Source organism: Anaerostipes sp. PC18 (genome assembly GCF_039789045.1).
Lineage (GTDB): Bacteria > Bacillota > Clostridia > Lachnospirales > Lachnospiraceae > Anaerostipes > Anaerostipes hominis.
In genome coordinates this window covers 1,010,081-1,027,563 of the sequence record NZ_CP121164.1, presented here as the reverse complement: position 1 = coordinate 1,027,563, position 17,483 = coordinate 1,010,081, and the positions used below count along the sequence as shown (strand labels likewise).

Genomic DNA, 17,483 nt, shown 5'->3' with positions numbered 1-17,483 from the left:
ATACTAAAAACATACCTCATAAGACATGAAACACAGCATGTCCCTGAGGCAATCGTTTTTCATATATATTTTTAATCCTCTCTTTTCATTAAATATAAGAACCCCGCAGAGTACACTGCGGGGTTCTTATTATGATACCGGGATCTGATTATTTAAAATAGTTCACTCCTGAAAGGAAAATCTTCTGGTTTTTGTTTCCGGCAATGTTATTGGAAACAAAACGTCCCATACGTTCTGAATGGCCCATCTTTCCCAAAACCCTTCCGTCCGGGCTTGTGATACCCTCGATGGCATAATAGGAACCATTCGGGTTAAAGTCCTCATTCATAGTAGGATCTCCATTCAAGTCCACATACTGGGTTGCCACCTGGCCGTTTTCAAACAGCTTTTTGATCACATCGTCATTTGCCACAAAACGTCCTTCTCCGTGTGAAACAGGGATACTGAAAATGTCTCCCGCATTGACTTCATGGAACCATGGTGACAGGTTTGAAGTCACTTTGGTATAGGCTACTTTTGAAATATGACGTCCAATCCGGTTCATCGTCAGCGTCGGAGACTGCTCTGTCTGCTCCACAATCTTTCCTTCCGGTACCAGTCCAAGTTTGATCAGTGCCTGGAACCCGTTACAGATTCCCAGCACGAGACCATCCCGATTGTTCAGCAGGTCCATGACAGACTCTTTGAGCTTTTCATTTCGGAAGGCTGTTGCAAAGAATTTGGCAGAACCCTCCGGCTCATCACCTGCACTGAAGCCTCCCGGGAACATGATCATCTGTGACTCTTTGATTGCTTTTTCAAACTCATCTACAGAGTCACGGATTCCCTGTGCGTCCAGGTTCTTAAATACCTTAGTAATGACCTCTGCCCCTGCGTCTTCAAACGCCCTTGCAGAATCATATTCGCAGTTTGTACCCGGGAATACCGGAATAAATACTTTTGGTTTCGCTATTTTATTCTTGGCAAAATGCGCCTTGCCTTTGGTGTAGTTTCTTGTCTCTACTACATCCTGGCTTCCTTCAGAGCGGGTCGGGAAGACTTCTTCCAAAGGCTTGGTCCACGCATCTGCGGCCTCTTTCAGCGGAACCACTTCATTTCCTAATACAAGTTCCGGTGTTGTGGTGATCTCACCGAGGAGAAGGCTTGGGATCGCAAGTTTTCTGATATCCCTCGTATCCATTTCCACCACGAAAGATCCGTAATGGTTCTCAACAAGATCTTTGATTTCAACTTCCTGGTCAAAAATAACTCCAAGGCCATTTCCGAAGGCCATCTTGGCAACCGCTTCAATGGTTCCTCCGAATCCGATGGCATAGCAGGATTTGATCGCACCTTCTTCTATGAGCCTGTGGATACGTTTGTAAACTTTTTTCGCCTCACTGTAAACCGGAAGGTTATAGACATCCCTCGGAATACAGATCCGCACGAGACGGTTGCCTGCGCGTTTCAGTTCCGGAGTGATCACGTGTTTTCCGTCTGCCACATCTACAGCAAAGGATACGAGCGTCGGAGGCACATCAATGTCGTTGAAGGTTCCGGACATACTGTCCTTTCCTCCGATAGATGCAAGTCCAAATCCGATCTGTGCGTGGTATGCACCGAGCAGTGCCGCGAATGGCTGTCCCCAGCGCTCCGGATCTTCTCCAAGGCGTTTGAAGTACTCCTGGAAGGTCAGACGGATCTTCTTGTAGTCACCGCCAGCTGCCACGATTTTTGCGATGGAATGAGTGATCGCATAAACTGCTCCGTGGAATGGACTCCATTTGGACAAGTATGGGTCAAATCCATAACTCATCATGGTCACGGTATCTGTCTTTCCGTGAAGCACCGGAAGCTTGGCTACCATCGTCTGGACCGGTGTCATCTGATATTTTCCACCGTAAGGCAGAGTGACGCTGCCTGCACCAATGGTGCTGTCAAACATCTCCACAAGTCCTTTCTTGGAGCATACATTCAGATCTTTCAGTGTATTAATACATGCTTCCGTAAAACTCTTTGGAATCTCCTTATCAAAGAAGCTGCTGACGCGGTGCGGAATCTCTACATATACATCATTTTCCTGATGGGCTCCGTTCGTGTCCAAAAATGCACGGGACAGATTTACGATCTCTTTTCCTCTCCAGGAGAGAACTAATCTTGGCTCCTCGGTTACAACGGCAACCGCCACTGCTTCCAGGTTTTCTTCCTCGGAAAAGGCTAAGAACTGATCCACATCTTTTGGGTCCAGGACAACCGCCATACGTTCCTGGGATTCAGAGATGGCAAGCTCTGTTCCATCAAGTCCCGCATACTTTTTCGGCACCTTGTCAAGATCGATCGTAAGTCCGTCTGCGAGTTCTCCGATCGCCACAGAAACACCGCCTGCACCGAAATCATTGCACTTTTTGATCAGCCTGCTGACTTCTTTCCTTCTAAACAGTCTCTGGATCTTTCTCTCTGTCGGAGGATTACCTTTCTGTACTTCCGCGCCGCATGTCTCGATGGACTCTTCTGTGTGGACCTTAGAAGATCCGGTAGCTCCTCCGCAGCCGTCACGTCCGGTTCTTCCGCCGAGCAGAACGATGATATCTCCGGGATCTGAGCTTTCCCTTACGACGTTCTTTCTCGGCGCAGCACCCATGACAGCCCCGATCTCCATACGTTTTGCCACATAATCCGGATGATAGATCTCATCTACAAATCCAGTGGCCAATCCGATCTGGTTGCCGTAAGAACTATATCCATGAGCAGCTCCGGTCACGATCTTCCTCTGCGGAAGCTTTCCTTTTAAAGTATCTTTTAATGGTACAGTAGGATCGCCGGCTCCGGTCACACGCATAGCCTGATACACATAAGAACGCCCGGAAAGCGGATCTCTGATCGCTCCGCCGAGGCAGGTAGCCGCACCACCGAACGGCTCGATCTCAGTAGGATGGTTATGCGTCTCATTCTTAAAGCTTACGAGCCACTCCTCCTCTTTTCCGTCTATGGAGACAGGCACTACGATACTGCACGCGTTGATCTCTTCACTCTCTTCCATGTCATTTAAGGCACCTTCCCGTTTGAGCCGGCGCATAGCCATCAGCGCAAGGTCCATCAGGCAGACAAATTTGTCTTTCCTTCCCTGGAAAATGCTCTTGTGATCCAGCATATACTGCTCATAGGTCGCCTCCAAAGGCGCACGGTAAAAGCCTTCCTGGAACTTAATATTTTTAAGCTCCGTTGAAAAGGTCGTGTGACGGCAGTGATCAGACCAATATGTGTCCAGAACACGGATCTCGGTCATGGACGGGTCTCTCTGTTCCTCTTCTTTAAAATGCTTCTGGATGTGCAGGAAATCCTTAAAGGTCATAGCCAGGTTCAGGGAATCATAAAGTTCCTTAAACGGCTGTTCGTCCATATCCCTGAATCCTTCCACAATCTTTACATCTTCCGGCTCTTCAAACTCCATCACAAGAGTATCCGGTTTTTCTTCAGAGGACTCTCTGGAATCCACCGGATTGATGCAGTAATCTTTGATCTGACCCATCTCATCCTCAGATAATGCTCCCTTTACTACATATGTAGTGGCGCTCCGGATGACCGGTTCTTCACTTTCATTTAACAGCTTCAGACACTGCTGGGCAGAGTCTGCCCTCTGGTCAAACTGCCCCGGGAGGAATTCCACGCTGAAAGCCGTTTCCCCTTCTTCCGCAGGGAACGCTTCCTCATAAACTTCATCCACAGGAGGCTCACTGAACACGGTGCCCAGCGCCTTTTGATAGCTTTCCTCAGAAACATTTTCCACATCATAGCGGATCAGTACGCGGATGTTTTCCACATCCAATCCCAAGTACTGCCTCACTTCCTCCAGCAGTTCCTTTGCTTTGATGGCATAGTCCTGTTTCTTTTCCACATAAACTCTCTTTACTTGTCCCATATGGTCCTCCTCTATTCGTGCAGCTTCTTTATGATTTGAAACGCAGAAGCATTCTCCAAGATCATTGGATCTTTCTTCGCGTAAAAAACGATTCCATCCACGGTGGAATGCACCGCAGAAATAATATCTCCCTCGTAAGGGTCCAGGATCTCTCCTAAGAGCTGTCCCCGGTGCACTTCCTCTCCGACATTGACAAGACGCCGGAAAAATCCCGGTGCCTCCGTCTTAACTTCCGCCATGTCCTCTTCTTCTATAATACTTGCAATATAGCCGTTATGGCAATTATATTTTAAAATTCCCATTCTGGTTAAAAACCGCAAAACAGCAGATACAGCCTGTTTCGCCGAAAACTCATTGATATGTCCCGTATCACCGGAATAGACTGAAAATGCATCTGTCCCGTTGATCTGCCAGTTATAATTTAACGTCTTCACATCAAAGCTTCTCGGCTTGCTTGTGATCACATAAGGCAGTCCGAATAAATTTGCCAGACTTGCACTTTCCTTTCCCGTAGTCTGCATCCGCACATGGGGTATAAAATCTCCCTTCCGGTAAAATGAAGGAAACTGGATTCCATAGCGGTAGCCCTTTACTTTCTCAAATATATTGGCCGCCAGACGGCTGGTTGGCTCTCCCTGCGGATTCCCCGGAAACTCCCGGTTGATGTCACTGTTGTCCGATACCCAATACCGCATCCCTACATTCATTGATGAATTATTCATTGAAGGGATGACCAGGATCTCATGATTTCCCACAATCGAGCCGGATGCTTCCAGCTCCTTCAGTCTTTTTACCAGCAGAGAGCAGATAAAAAGCTGCTGAAATTCATTGCCTCTCATGGAGCCGACAATGCAGGCAGACGGTTCTGAGTCTTCGCCTGTACTGCCGAACCGAAATCCTTTTATTTTAAATTCTTCCCTGAGGTAAGAATCTGTCGTATACAATGTCTCTTTGATCATACCAGGGCACCTCCCACGACTCTGGCGATCAGAGACCCCTCCGTCACGCCCGGGTGTTCTCTGACAGTCATTAAGATACCGTCCACCGGCGCAATGATTTCTTCCTCCACCGCTCCCAGGATGGGACTGGTGATGCTGCCGATGATCTCACCCTTTTTCACATAATCTTTCACCTTCTTGTGAGTGACAAACAGACCGTTCGTCTCGCAGTTCAGATAATGAATCCCGTCATCATGGACGACCGGGGCCCTTTTCGGTTCTGCACACGTTCCCTTCCAGATGCCCAGTTCCTTCATGATGGCAAACACTCCCTCTATGATCTGTCTGCAGAAGTCATATTTAATCCTGAATGCAGCCCCTGATTCTGTGACCATACAAGGCACTCCCCGTTCATTCAGGGCATAGGAAAGGCTTCCCTCATTCACTGTCGTAGACGGATGTATCCAAATCAGATCAGTATTCATATATCCTGCGAGGCGGAGCAGGCGCTCGTCCGCATGGCTGTTTAATCTCACCTGGGGGATCTCCTGAAGGAAAATATTGCTGGAATGAATGTCGATTACACAGTCTGCACTCTCCATATCCTCCAGCAGCTTGGCCGCTGTATATTCCCCGAGTTCCCCTTTTAAGTCTCCCGGAAAAACCGCGCTGTAATCCTCCTGTGTAACTGGGATGCTCCGGCTCCTGGCATCCAGCCCCAAAGGGTTGACCGACGGATATACGTCCACGATTCCTGACAGGGAATCATAGTCCTCTTTGATCCTCTTTATGATTTCTCCGCATATATACTGCCCTCCAAGCTCATCTCCATATAAACCTGAAACGAGGCATATTCTCTTTTCTCTTCCCGTCATCACGTCCGGATGCAGGGAATTCTTCTTAATCCTTAATGTCTCCCGCACCGGGAGCTTTACTGATACTACTGTCTCAATCATCCTGTTATCTCTTTCCTGTCCTGTACGTCAATCCGCTGAACCACTCTGAAAAAAACAGCTTGAGAAGAATCGGCGCCAAAAGGGTTGTCACCAACACCATAATGACCATAGGTGCAAACATCTCTTCCCTGAGCAGCCCGACATGGATTCCTTTTTGTGCAACGATCAGTGCTACCTCTCCCCTGCAAACCATGCCGGCTCCGATCTTTAGGGACTCCTTATAGGAATACCTGCAGACCTTGGCCCCGATGCCGCAGCCGATGATCTTCGTCAGGACAGCGGCAATACTGATAAGTACAGTGAAGATGATCATCGTCTGAGTCATTCCCGCCACTTCGACTTTGAGGCCGATGCTGGCAAAGAAGATCGGGGTGATCAGCATGTATGAGATACACTCCACCTTCCGGTGAATATAGTAAGTCTCCGGTATTCTGCACAGGATGATCCCCGCCAGATATGCCCCGGTGATGTCTGCAATTCCAAATAATTCGGCCAAAAATGCCAGAAACAGGCAGAATGCCAGTGCAAGCACCGGAACCCGCCTTCTGTGGACCTGTTCGTTGTTTACTTTCATCGTGGACATCCTGCGGAAAAACTTGTACACAACAATTCCGCCGGCACCTGAGAGCACAAAAAACAGAGCCATCTTGCCGATTATCAAAAGAACTCCTGTGACCTCAACCGTTCCGGCCCTGCCGATGCTTGTCATCACAGAAAGCAGTATAATACCCAGGATATCGTCAATGATGGCCGCACCGAGTATTGCCGTTCCGACACGGCCCTTAAGCTTTCCCATATCCTGAAGAGTTTCTACCGTTATACTAACAGACGTGGCAGTCAGAATAACCCCCACAAAAATATTTTCCATTAAATTCTTTTCAAACATAAAAGAGATGACCGCTCCGACCGCCAGGGGCACGACAACTCCGCACAGCGCGATCACCATGGCTGCTTTTCCGCTCCGTTTCAGTTCCCTGATGTCGGTCTCCAGCCCTGCCTGAAACATCAGGACAATAACACCGATCTCTGCCAGACTCAGGATAGTATCAGACGGTTTGATCACGTTCAGCATCACCGGTCCCAGTATAATGCCCGCAATCAACGCTCCGACTACAGGAGGCATGTTTACTTTTCTCGAGAACAGGCTGAAAGACTTTGTCAAAACCAGTATCACCGCTATATCCAATAAATATCTGTATTCTTCCATAATAATAGCCTCCGCTGCCAATATTCGATGGTATCGTATCACACAGGAAAACACTTGTCAAACCTGTAACAATCTCTTTGTCCCCTTGCTTTTTCCTTTATTATTTAGTATATTAAGAACAGCCCAAAAATGCAAATAAAATTAGTAGAATTTCTGTGCTCACAAAGCCGGATTCTAAGAAAAGAGGTAGTCTTATGAGTGAAGATATCAACGTAGAAGCTGACGTATTTGAAGAAGAAAATCCAATCATCCATCTGGAAATGGAGGATGGTGTCCAGCTCGACTGCGCCGTGATCTGTATCTTCGGCATCGAAGAACAGGATTATATCGCCCTGGTTCCCGTAAAAGACCTTGAGAACGATGAGGAAGAAAGTGAACTGCTTCTTTACCGCTATAAAGAATTGCCGGATGATGAGGTTCAGCTGGACAATATTGAGGATGACGAGGAATATGAGATGGTTTCTGCTGCTTTTGATGCTATTTTAGACGACGAGGATGATGAAGAAGAATAAAACATTCCTGTTCCTCTGCCAAGCTTTGGCCCATTCCATATAAACAATATAAAAACCTTCGGAAACGGCTTTTTCTCTGCCGCAGCCGAAGGTTTTTTACTATTCAATTCATATACTTCTTAACTCTGCAGATCCAAAAGCCATCTCTTCTTCTGTTCATCATTTGTTGCGGTCCAGATGGATATCCCGGATGATCTTCATATCAATCTTGAGATATTGGGCTGTCACTACAAACACAAGAATCTTGTTAAATTTGTTGGAAAATGAAAACAGCTGATCTGGCTTCCGTTTTTTGCAGCTTTCGGAGTGTACATCTTATTACCGTAAACATCAAAAAAAACAACAGCCAGACTTTACGTCCGGCTGCTGCTTCGCTCATCCCATTTTTTTAATACCTGAAGAAAGCTGGCGACAGGAAATCCTACTACATTGTAGTAGTCTCCTTCGATTCTACGAATGAAACGCGCCGCTCTGCCCTGAATTCCGTAAGCTCCGGCTTTATCCATCGGTTCTCCCGTCTCAATATAGCATCTGATCTCATCTTCTGAAACAGGATAAAAGAAGACGGATGTCTCTTCGTAAAAAACATGTTTCTTTCCCCCGCAGATACACGCAACACCTGTATACACCTGATGTCTGCTTCCGCTGAGCATGCGGAGCATCCGGGCAGCATCATCCTTATTCTCAGGTTTTCCGAGTATACTGCCCTCCATGGCAACTACGGTATCAGCGCCTACAACCATACAGTCTCCGTCAACACGGCCAGCTATATCTTCCGCTTTTTGAAGAGCCAGCTCCATCACCGCATCTTTCGGTTCCTGCTTTGTGATCACTTCCTCTTTTGTGCTCGGGATCACCTCAAAATCGAGTCCTGCCTGCTTCAGTATCTCCCTGCGCCTCGGAGATGCGGATGCCAGTATTAATGTTTTCATTCTTTCTCCTCTTTTCTGATGGACTAAGCGGGCAAGCCCGCTTCATCTTCCCATTCTTTCTCTCTTTGAAGGACTTTGAAGCTTATTATAATGCAGCAGAGCCTGCTTGTCGACCGTTAAGCCTCTTTTATCATACCAAGGAAATACCGGTGGACGGTATTGTCTTCATCCAGTTCGGGATGAAAAGCCGTGACCAGCTGATTATCCTGTCTGGCAGCTGTGATCTTTCCTCCCGATAAGGCCAAAACCTTAACTCCATTTCCCGTCTCTTCAATATAGGGTGCGCGGATAAACGTCACGGGAATTTTTCCTTCTTCCCCAAACTGTTCTTCTGTTCGGAAACTTCCGAGCTGGCGTCCATAGGCATTTCTCCTGGCTGTGATATCCATCGTCGCAAGATAAGCGCTCTCCCCTTTTATCCTTTGAGCCATCAAAATCAGCCCGGCGCAGGTTCCAAAAGCCGGAAGCCCGTTTATGATCATATTTCTAATCTGATCGGCCATCTCAAGATCCCGCAGAAGCTTTCCCATGACCGTGCTCTCTCCTCCCGGAAGGATGATTCCGTCCATCTGGTTTTCTAAGTCTTTCTTCCTCCGTATTTCAAAACTCCGTACACCCAGTCCGTCCAGCTTCCTGCGGTGTTCCGTAAATGCTCCCTGTAAAGCCAGTACTCCGATCCTCATTACCGGCCTCTTTCTGCCATCAAAAGCTGAATCTCATCTTCATTGATGCCCACCATGGCTTCTCCCAGATCCGTGGATAATTCAGCAAGTATCTTCGGGTCACGGAAATTCGTAACGGCCTTTACAATAGACTGTGCACGCTTTCTGGGATCACCCGATTTAAAAATACCGGAGCCAACGAAAACTCCTTCCGCCCCAAGCTGCATCATCAGAGCCGCATCCGCCGGAGTCGCCACCCCGCCCGCCGCAAAATTGACTACGGGAAGCCTGCCGTCTTCGTGCACTTTCAGCACCAATTCGTAAGGTACTCCAAGTTTTTTTGCCTCGTCGAATAATTCGTCTTCCGACATAGAGGCAATCCTTCTGATGTCCCGGTTCATTTTCCGCATATGACGCACAGCCTGGACAACATCTCCGGTTCCCGGCTCTCCTTTGGTCCGTATCATAGATGCACCTTCATTAATCCGCCGGAGCGCTTCGCCAAGATCTTTTGCCCCGCAGACGAACGGCACATGAAACTTCGTCTTATCAATGTGATATACATCGTCGGCCGGCGAAAGCACCTCGCTCTCATCAATATAGTCGATCTCAATCGCCTCCAGTATCTGTGCCTCCGCAAAATGCCCGATTCTAACTTTTGCCATCACGGGGATGGATACCGCTTCCTGAATCCCTCTGATCATTTTCGGATCGCTCATTCTGGACACGCCTCCGGCTGCACGGATGTCTGCCGGAATCCTTTCCAGTGCCATGACCGCACAGGCCCCGGCCTCCTCTGCTGTTTTTGCCTGCTCGGGAGTCGTCACGTCCATAATGACTCCTCCTTTTAACATCTGTGCCAACTGTTTATTTAACTGGTAACGCTCATTATTCATTTCTGAAATCCTCCAAATGCAAACTATTTAAATATGTTATTATATCAGCCTGATATAGTAATTCATTATACAGTTTGCTGGTACTATATAAATATCCAGTTTTTATTTTTTTGACAGGGCCAGTTTTTAATATTATAATTGACCGCTATTCCAGTGCTCCTTTAACTTTCTTTTTGCGCCCGCAGAGCCTGGCTTCCGCATTGTTTACTTGATTTGCGTATGCAGAATTCGTCCATCGACAAAAAGATATCTTCATTAATTATACGAAGATATCTTTTTACAGTTCTTTATTCTTTATTCGATTTTATTTTGTTAAAATAGGCTTTTGTCTCTGCGATAACGACCGGACTTAATGCCGCCAAAGCGATCAAGTTTGGAAGTGCCATCAGCGCGTTAAAGATATCTGCGATCTTCCATACTGCTTCCACCGTCATAAATGGTCCGATAAACACAGCCAGAATATATAGATACCGGTATCCCATAACGATCTTCATTCTGCCGTTTGTGAGGTATTCCAGACACCGTTCCCCGTAATAATTCCACCCGAGAATTGTGGTAAATGCGAAAAACACAAGGCAGAGCATCAAGATGAAGGATGGCACGACCGGTGGAAACGGCATTTCCATCTGGAACGCTTTTGTGGTAACTTCCACTCCCTCAAGCCCTACATTCCATGTACCGGAGATGACAATGCTGAGCCCGGTCATCGTACAGATCACAATTGTGTCGATAAATGTTCCTGTCATGGACACAAGTCCCTGGCGCACCGGCTCTTTTGTCTGGGCTGCAGCTGCCGCGATCGGCGCGCTGCCAAGGCCCGCCTCATTGGAAAAAATACCTCTTGCAATCCCGGACTGCATGGCAGCCAGCATCGTTCCGAGAGCTCCGCCTGCCATTGCCTTGACTCCGAATGCACTTTTTACCACAAGTGCGATCGCCGCAGGTACTTCCTGTATATTAAAAATGATGATACTCAGCGCAGCAAGAACGTAAGCCACCGCCATAAACGGCACGACTACCTGGGAAACAGCCGCGATCCTTTTGATCCCTCCGAGAACTACTGCCGCAACACAGAGCGTAATGATCACGCTGGCAACAAGCACCATATAGGAATAGTCTTTTCCGAACAGGGAGATCACATGGGCATTGTTTGGATCAAAGAAATTTTTGACTGCTCCTGAAATACCGTTCACCTGTGTGAATGTTCCGATTCCGAACAGGCCGACGCCCGCTCCGAAAAAAGCAAAAATCTTGGCCAGCGGCCTCCATTTGCGCCCCATACCATTTTCTATGTAATAGAACGGCCCGCCGAGCACGTGGCCCTTCTCATCGATGGTCCGGTATTTGATCGCCAAAAGGCCTTCCGCATATTTCGTGGCCATGCCGAAAAATGCCGCCAGGATCATCCAGAACAAAGCTCCCGGTCCCCCGGCACAAAGCGCCGTCGCTACTCCAACGATATTTCCGGTACCGATCGTTGCAGAAAGGGCCGTACAGAGAGCACCAAAACTGGTGACTTCCCCGGAGCCTCCCTCCTCATTTTTCACCATATATTTTAATGCTCTGGGGAGATGCCTGATCTGTAAAAGCCTCAGACGCATGGTGAGATAAATACCCACAGATAAAATGAGGACGATCAGCGGTATCCCCCAAACTACATCGTCAAGCCAGATAATAAAATTGTTCAATTGTGTCAGCATGTTTCCTTCTCCTCTTTCGTTTCCTGTATTCTTTTCATTAAAAATTCATGGAGAACTCTTTATGGAAGAACATAGTGGGCAAACCCACTTTAACTCCCCAGCACCTCAATCTTTGAGGGGCTTGCCCACTTTGCGTGCCAGATGCGATTTGACGTAGCCAAATAATTTTCTTACGCATCTGTGTACAACCCGCGGAGCGTTTTTATTTCACAGGGAAGGTCGTAGAACTTTCTTATGGAATAAAAAAAGCCAAACCCAAAGTTTGACTAAGAAAGAGTAAGCAAATATACAGTACACTGAAAACGTGCCACACGATTATGTCTGCTCTGTCCTTTTGCCTGAGAGATAAACAGCTTGCGCTGCCGTACACCTTCGGCGCTCTTTCTTTGAGACTCTCCAGAGTGTATATAGTATCTATACATACGTTAAGATATTAACATACCTTGTTTTGCAAGGCAAGAAAATCTTACCTTGAATCCGTGAAAAAAATCCATTACCATTAGAAATAAAGAAAATCAGAAAGGAAACTCCCCGATGGAACACATGATACATGAAATAAAGCCAGTTTTTAACGACAAATCCAGAATCCTGATCTTAGGAAGCTTCCCCTCTGTAAAATCCAGAGAAGGGCAGTTTTTCTACCATCACCCTCAGAACCGCTTCTGGAAAGTGCTTGCCGCTTCGCTCTCCCAGCCTGTTCCCGCCACCGTAGAGGAGAAAACCCTCTTTCTCCTGTCCAATCACATAGCGGTCTGGGATGTAATCGCATCCTGCGACATCCGGGGTTCCAGCGACAGCTCAATCCGTAACGTGACCCCAAACGATCTGACCAATCTGCTTTCCCTTGCCCCCATCCGCAGCATTTACACCAACGGCGGAACTTCCCACAAGTTATTCTGTAAACACATTGAGTCTTCTCTCGGAAGATCTGCCGTCAAGCTTCCATCTACGAGTCCGGCCAATGCGGCATGGACACTGGAACGTCTTGTCAGTGTGTGGGGACCCGCCATCCGCGAAGGTTTATTTCCCGGAAATATCTGACCGTCGTGGGTATGTCCGGACAGGTCCAGATCGGCGCCAGCCTCCGACAACTGTTTAAACTCTTTCGGCTCATGATCCATGACGATGACCGGTTTTGTCAGGTCGCAATCTTTCAGCAAATCTTTTGCTCCCCTGCGCAGTTCTCCTATTTTCCGTGCTTTTGAAGGATCTTTCCTGCCCGCCAGATAAAACGCCCCGTCAATCAGGATTGTCTTGTCATCCAAAAGTCTGATCCCCGACCGGGATAAAAATTCTTCCATCTGTCTGTCATTATCAGATGCTTTTTTTGTGCCGAACGTAAAGCCTCCGAGGATTTTTTCGCCTATATCGTGATTTCCCCAGCACGCATATGTACCGTAAGTACTCTGTATTTTCCCAAGCTCCTTCTCTATCTTTTCCGGATCTTTTACCGTCCTGTATTCATTGTCAAAAATGTCTCCCGCAATACAGACCAGATCAGGCTTCCCCTGATTAATCTGTTTTACAATCTTTTTCACCTGAGAAAGTCCGCTGTTATAGCCGAGATGCAGATCTGCAACTAAGGCGACTCTGAGCTCCTTTCTGCCTGCACAGGCTTTGTCCACCGTCACTACATAGTCAGTAGTATCAATATGTCTGGCATGGATACTGCCGTAAACCGTAAAAACCAAGACCGCTGCTAAAATCATCACTCCTGCCGCCGCCAATATACTCTGGTCTTTCTTCGGGATGAAAAGTCCGATCAGATCACCGGCCGCTGCCAAAAAAAGGGCACAGAAAAAAATTCCGATCCATTAATTACTCAGGATTTTAAAAATCCTCTGAAGCCGCGACTGGGGCAGCACAAATGCGATCAAAAGGGAAAAAACCGTGATCCAGTACAGGATTCTGTAACAAAAACGAATCTTGTCCGGATGGATAATATGAATACATACGGTAAGCCAGCTAAAGCTCCGCTTATATAGATAATAATTCAGCGCCAGGTAAAACGGCGCCAATATCACTGCCAGCATACCTTTTCCTCAACTTTCTGCAATCTCTCTTACTGCCTCCACTGCCTTTTCTGTCTGTTCTCTTGTATTAAAGCTGGAAAAGCTGAACCGGACCATTCCCTGCTCCTTTGTCCCAAAGGCTTCGTGCATCAGCGGCGCACAGTGTCCTCCGGATCTTGTACAGATCCCGTATTCCTCTGTCAGCCAGCAGCTTACTTCTCCGGAACGCATCTCTTTTATATTCAGGCTCACAATCGGCGCCCTCTCCTCTTTTGTAAAATCACCATACAGAGTAACCCCCGGTATCTCACAGACGCCTTTATAAAACATATCGGCCAGGCACTGTTCTTTCTGCCGAAGCTTTTCCATGCCCTGTGACCTGATATAATCGATGCCGGCTCCCAGCCCGGCGATACCATGGCCGTTTAAAGTACCGGCTTCCAATCTCTCCGGCATCTGCTCCGGCTGTCCTCTGTCAAAGGTTTTGATCCCGCTGCCCCCTGTTTTTAAAGGGGCTATGAGAAGTCCCTGCCGCACTGCCATGCCTCCGGTTCCCTGGGGTCCAAGCAGACTTTTATGCCCTGTAAAACAAAAGACGTCCACATGGTCTTTGACAAGATCAACAGGAAAAACACCTGCGGTCTGTGCACCGTCCACGATCATCAGAATTCCCCTCTCATGAGCCAGTCTTCCGATCTCGCGGATGTCCGTCAGATTGCCGGTCAGATTCGACGCATGGGTGCAGACTACGGCTCTTGTGTTTTTCTGAAACAAGGACTCTATATCCTGGGCACTCACATTTCCCAGTTCATCACATCCCGCAGCGGAGAACTCCACTCCCTGCTGTTCCAGACGGTACAGAGGCCGCAGTACGCTGTTGTGTTCCAGCACGGTTGTCACCGCATGATCTCCTGGCCGGAGCAGTCCGCAGAGGACAGTGTTCAGACTCTCCGTTACATTGGATGTAAATACGATCTGAGAAGTCCCGCATCCAAACATATTTCCAAGCTTTTCCCTCACTTCGTATATAGTTCTGGAAGCATCCAAAGACGCACCATGAAGCCCTCTGGAGCTGTTTCCCATATGCCGGACGGCCTCCGCCACCGCAAGCGCCACGGATTCCGGGCGGTAATAGCTGGTGGCCGCACTGTCAAAATAAATCATAAATACCTCCCGGCTGCCTTTAAGGCTTAATGATCTGCGATGCCTGCATCATTGTCTCCGCAATCATATACATATTTGTCACCTCTCCCACGGCAAGCTGTTCTTCCAGACCGTAGTGGTTCAGACAGGTTCCGCAGGTAAGAATCTCAGTTCCGCCTTCCTCCAGAGTTTTTAAATCCTTTAATGCATCAGACCCCTCGCAGGAAAGCTTCGCGCCATTATTAAACAAGAGCATCCTGTCCGGCTTTTGGTCCAGCTGGGTCAGCGCAAAGACAAACCCTTTCATGAGCATCTTCCCAAGGACCTCATCTCCCTCTCCCATCTTATCTGAAGAAAGTACGACAACCGTGTCCCCTGTTCTTTCCCGAATATTATCAGTTCTTTTCCCGGTTTCTTCCGCAGTTTGTTCCTTGTCTGCGGTTCCCACTGTCATTCTTACTTCATACGTGTTTTTGCCTGTCTCTCTGGACACAAAACCGTATTGCTTCTGCACTGCCAGCTTTGACAGGTTCTGGACTGCAATATCATTGTCTACGACCACCGTGACTGTTCCGCCTTCCGGTGTTTCTTCCAAAGCCTTCTTTGCCAGGATCACCGGCATTGGGCACTGTTTTCCGACAGCATCAATTCTTTTTTCCATCTTTCTTCCTTTCCCTTAGTAAACAAGAATCTTTTTCTCTCTCCGTTTTGTGATCCTGCCCACAGCGGCACACGGCAGGCCGAGTTTTTTTAACTTTCCCAGCGCGCTCTGTGCATCTTCCGGCCGAATGCCTGCCAGAAGCCCTCCTGAAGTCTGAGGATCAAACAGGATTTCCTCCATCCAGAACGGAACATCTGAAAACCACACATCACTTCCGACCGAATTTCTGTTTCTCTGTCCCGCCGCGGTCAGATAAAATTCATCTGCATACCGCGCCGCATCCTCAATATATGGGATTTGGGAAGAGTCGATTTCGGCCGTATACTGTTCTTCGATCATTTCGTCCAGATGTTTTAAAAACCCGAAGCCCGTTACATCTGTACAGCCATGGACCTCATATCCCGAAAGAATTTCTGCCGCATATTTATTCAATGTCGTCATAGAATTCACCGCCTGTTCATACGCCGCAGCAGAAGCCGCCTTCATCTGGTTCGCCGCCAGCACAATGCCGACCCCCAGAGGTTTTGTCAGCAGAAGGATATCCCCTTCCCTGACTCCGTTATTTGCATAGACTCTGCCGGGATGAATGGTCCCCATGACCGACAGGCCGTACTTTACATCCTCATCCGCAATAGAATGACCTACCGCCAGCGTTCCTCCTGCTTCCTGGACCTTGGAATTCCCGCCGAGCAGGATTTCTCCCAAAATGTTTAAATCCATCTTTTCCGGAAAACACACGATATTCAGGGCAGTCTTCACCGTACCGCCCATGGCATAAATATCACTCAGTGCATTGGCAGCGGCGATCTGTCCGAATATATAAGGGTCCTCCACCATAGGCGGAAAAAAATCCAGCGTCTGCACCACGGCCAGATCATCGCTGAGTCTGTAAACCGCCGCATCATCCGCATGGTCAAACCCAATCAGCAGATTGTCATCCTTTTTCTTGGGGAGCCTGCCCAAAACGTGCTCTAACACCCCGGGGCCCAGTTTCGCCGTACAGCCGCCGCTTTTGCAAAACACAATATTCTCTTCACTCATAGAACTCTCCTTACAACAAAATCCGGTAAATTCCTTCCGTCTCAATGGACTGCCCGTTAAGAACTTCTTTCACCGCAGCCTCCTCTTCCGGCTCTGCGCACCAGGCCATTCCGCAGCCCGCTGTAATAGAGGGAGGAACCGCGATCAGCCTTCCTCCCACACCCCGCTGCCTGCAGTACTTCTCCATTGCCATGGCATTGGTAGTATTTGGAAACACAACTACCAGCCTTAAGCTCTTTTCTCTCATAGAATAAACTCTTCCCCGGCCTTTGTGATCTCTCTGACGATGCCCTGATAAGCCCGTCCGTCATCACAGTTCAGATAATGCCTGGAGATCTTATACTCTCCGAATGCGTGCATCGGGAACACAGCTTTCGGATGAATCTCTTTCATGAAATAATTGATCCCTTTACAGTATTTATCCTCCTGTCTAGGATCAAGGAGAAGAAATGCCAGATCGATCTCTCTTCCTCTAAGGCGGGCCACTTCTTCTTTATAGGTCCGGATCATAAATTCATTGTCCTCCTCCGGTTCCCCGTTCCAGTACCACCAGTTTAAATCTCCTGCATGATAAATCGTCCTGCCCTCGGCAGTAACCAGGAATGCAACGCCTTCGTCATTGGACTTCAGCGTCTCGATCCGAACGGAACCGACCATCCGGTCTTCATGTTCTCTGATCTTTGTGATATTTTGAGAAGCTTTTGCCGGGATATCATCGGATAAAATATATCTTACATTCGGGTATTTCTCTTCCAGATCAAAAATCCTGCGGCAAAAATGGTCCGGATGGCTGTGGGAAGCAAACACATAAAGCTCTTTGTCTTTAGGTATCTCCGGAAATGCTCCTTTATAGTAGTCAAACAGCAAAACCGTCCGGTCAAGTTCCACACAAAAACCGCTGTGTTCAATAAATGTAACTTTCATT

General features: G+C 47.9%; 16 protein-coding genes, 1 pseudogene and 1 riboswitch. Of the genes and pseudogenes, 2 read left to right on the top strand and 15 right to left on the bottom strand.

What is annotated here, in order from left to right:
* Positions 1-148: 148 nt before the first annotated feature.
* From P8F77_RS05645 to P8F77_RS05630, 4 genes are read right to left on the bottom strand one after another with little or no spacing between them, the layout of a single operon-like run.
* Positions 149-3,898, bottom strand: coding sequence for a phosphoribosylformylglycinamidine synthase (locus tag P8F77_RS05645; RefSeq protein WP_270431346.1), 3,750 nt, complete (start codon positions 3,896-3,898; stop codon positions 149-151).
* Positions 3,899-3,909: 11 nt separating this feature from the next.
* Positions 3,910-4,857 carry a M14 family metallopeptidase gene (locus P8F77_RS05640; RefSeq protein WP_024728187.1) on the bottom strand — a complete coding sequence of 316 codons (948 nt, stop codon included), beginning with the start codon at positions 4,855-4,857 and terminating at the stop codon, positions 3,910-3,912.
* Positions 4,854-5,792, bottom strand: a complete 939-nt coding sequence (locus P8F77_RS05635) for a M14 family metallopeptidase (RefSeq protein ID WP_270431345.1) — start codon at positions 5,790-5,792, stop codon at positions 4,854-4,856. Before P8F77_RS05635 ends, P8F77_RS05640 begins: the two co-directional genes overlap by 4 nt.
* A 4-nt stretch (positions 5,793-5,796) precedes the next feature.
* Positions 5,797-6,999, bottom strand: a complete 1,203-nt coding sequence (locus P8F77_RS05630; RefSeq protein WP_287518604.1) for a cation:proton antiporter — start codon at positions 6,997-6,999, stop codon at positions 5,797-5,799.
* 194 nt (positions 7,000-7,193) lie between these two features.
* Between P8F77_RS05630 and P8F77_RS05625 the strand changes: the two genes are divergently transcribed.
* Entirely contained in the window at positions 7,194-7,511 is a 318-nt protein-coding gene (locus tag P8F77_RS05625; RefSeq protein WP_024728190.1) for a DUF1292 domain-containing protein, read from the top strand.
* Between the two features lie 353 nt (positions 7,512-7,864).
* Here P8F77_RS05625 and P8F77_RS05620 read toward each other — a convergent pair whose 3' ends face one another.
* From P8F77_RS05620 to P8F77_RS05605, 4 genes are all read right to left on the bottom strand, one after another.
* Positions 7,865-8,443, bottom strand: a complete 579-nt coding sequence (locus P8F77_RS05620) for a Maf family protein (RefSeq protein WP_024728191.1) — start codon at positions 8,441-8,443, stop codon at positions 7,865-7,867.
* Positions 8,444-8,559: 116 nt separating this feature from the next.
* Positions 8,560-9,126: a pyridoxal 5'-phosphate synthase glutaminase subunit PdxT gene (gene pdxT / locus P8F77_RS05615; RefSeq protein ID WP_024728192.1), complete on the bottom strand. Its 567-nt coding sequence runs from the start codon at positions 9,124-9,126 to the stop codon at positions 8,560-8,562.
* Complete coding sequence (gene pdxS / locus P8F77_RS05610) at positions 9,126-10,001, bottom strand: pyridoxal 5'-phosphate synthase lyase subunit PdxS (protein WP_024728193.1); 876 nt, start codon at positions 9,999-10,001, stop codon at positions 9,126-9,128. Before pdxS ends, pdxT begins: the two co-directional genes overlap by 1 nt.
* Before the next feature lie 287 nt (positions 10,002-10,288).
* The gene (locus tag P8F77_RS05605; protein ID WP_095142875.1) at positions 10,289-11,701 is read right to left on the bottom strand and encodes a sodium:alanine symporter family protein; all 1,413 of its coding nucleotides are present in this window, start codon (positions 11,699-11,701) and stop codon (positions 10,289-10,291) included.
* Positions 11,702-12,017: 316 nt separating this feature from the next.
* A riboswitch (glycine riboswitch) is annotated at positions 12,018-12,111 on the bottom strand.
* Positions 12,112-12,235: 124 nt separating this feature from the next.
* Between P8F77_RS05605 and P8F77_RS05600 the strand changes: the two genes are divergently transcribed.
* A complete protein-coding gene (locus tag P8F77_RS05600) occupies positions 12,236-12,742 on the top strand; it encodes a DNA-deoxyinosine glycosylase (protein WP_081723867.1) in 507 nt (168 codons plus the stop codon).
* A 62-nt stretch (positions 12,743-12,804) separates the two neighbouring features.
* Here P8F77_RS05600 and P8F77_RS05595 read toward each other — a convergent pair.
* The 7 genes and pseudogenes from P8F77_RS05595 to P8F77_RS05565 form a co-directional block, all read right to left on the bottom strand.
* Positions 12,805-13,410: pseudogene (locus tag P8F77_RS05595) on the bottom strand (metallophosphoesterase); the annotation flags it as partial.
* 105 nt (positions 13,411-13,515) lie between these two features.
* Positions 13,516-13,734, bottom strand: coding sequence for a hypothetical protein (locus tag P8F77_RS05590; RefSeq protein ID WP_287518598.1), 219 nt, complete (start codon positions 13,732-13,734; stop codon positions 13,516-13,518).
* A gap of 9 nt (positions 13,735-13,743) precedes the next feature.
* The gene (locus P8F77_RS05585; protein WP_287518595.1) at positions 13,744-14,877 is read right to left on the bottom strand and encodes an aminotransferase class V-fold PLP-dependent enzyme; all 1,134 of its coding nucleotides are present in this window, start codon (positions 14,875-14,877) and stop codon (positions 13,744-13,746) included.
* Positions 14,878-14,896: 19 nt separating this feature from the next.
* Entirely contained in the window at positions 14,897-15,517 is a 621-nt protein-coding gene (gene yedF / locus P8F77_RS05580) for a sulfurtransferase-like selenium metabolism protein YedF (RefSeq protein WP_024728196.1), read from the bottom strand.
* A 15-nt stretch (positions 15,518-15,532) separates the two neighbouring features.
* Entirely contained in the window at positions 15,533-16,558 is a 1,026-nt protein-coding gene (gene selD / locus P8F77_RS05575; protein WP_347256408.1) for a selenide, water dikinase SelD, read from the bottom strand.
* Positions 16,559-16,568: 10 nt separating this feature from the next.
* A complete protein-coding gene (locus P8F77_RS05570) occupies positions 16,569-16,805 on the bottom strand; it encodes a DUF3343 domain-containing protein (RefSeq protein WP_287518591.1) in 237 nt (78 codons plus the stop codon).
* Entirely contained in the window at positions 16,802-17,482 is a 681-nt protein-coding gene (locus P8F77_RS05565) for an MBL fold metallo-hydrolase (RefSeq protein ID WP_024728199.1), read from the bottom strand. The genes P8F77_RS05570 and P8F77_RS05565 overlap by 4 nt, the downstream gene beginning before the upstream one ends.
* Between the last annotated feature and the right edge of the window lies 1 nt (position 17,483).